The sequence below is a fragment of the Agromyces binzhouensis genome (assembly GCF_004135055.1).
Classification (GTDB): Bacteria; Actinomycetota; Actinomycetes; order Actinomycetales; family Microbacteriaceae; genus Agromyces; species Agromyces binzhouensis.
The window spans coordinates 1-508 of the sequence record NZ_SDPL01000835.1 but is presented as its reverse complement, the minus strand read 5'-3'; the positions used below and the strand labels follow the sequence as shown (position 1 = coordinate 508).

The 508-nt window shown below is 77.8% G+C and carries 1 pseudogene; it reads right to left on the bottom strand.

Going from position 1 to position 508, the window contains the following annotated elements:
- Positions 1-21 precede the first annotated feature (21 nt).
- Positions 22-508 (bottom strand): annotated as a pseudogene (locus ESO86_RS19690) (hypothetical protein); the annotation flags it as partial.

The following is a 508-nucleotide window of genomic DNA, read 5'->3' as shown; positions in this document are numbered from 1 at the left end:
TGTCGGTCGGCCATGCCCGGGCTACGCCCGGACGCGCTGCGCGCGGCTCGCGTCGACGTCCTGGCGCGCCAGGCTCAGCGACTCGCTCGCGAGCGAGGCGGCACGCCGGGCCATCGCGATCACCTGGGCGCGGTGGAGGAGGTCGGTCGCGAGGACCGACACCTCGGAGCCGGCGCCGCCGAGGTAGTGCACGAGGTCGACCCGGATGCGCTCGGACTCGGCGAGACGCGCGAGGGCCGCGGCGCCGATCCGGCCCGGGTGGGCGGCGACGGCATCCCGCGCGACGTCGAGGCGCCGGTCGGCGTCCCTGACCGCGTGGTGCACGTGGAGCACGGGGGGCGTCTCCGGTGCGAGCTCGGGAGTCGTGGGTTCACGGGCGGCGGCGAGCGCGTCATCGAGCGCAGCGCGCGCGTCGTGCAGCCGTCGCAGGTGAGCGAGCGGGTCGGTGTTCACGCCGGCGGCCGGGAGGGCGGCGAGCGCCGCCTGCAGTTCGGCGATCGCGGCGGCG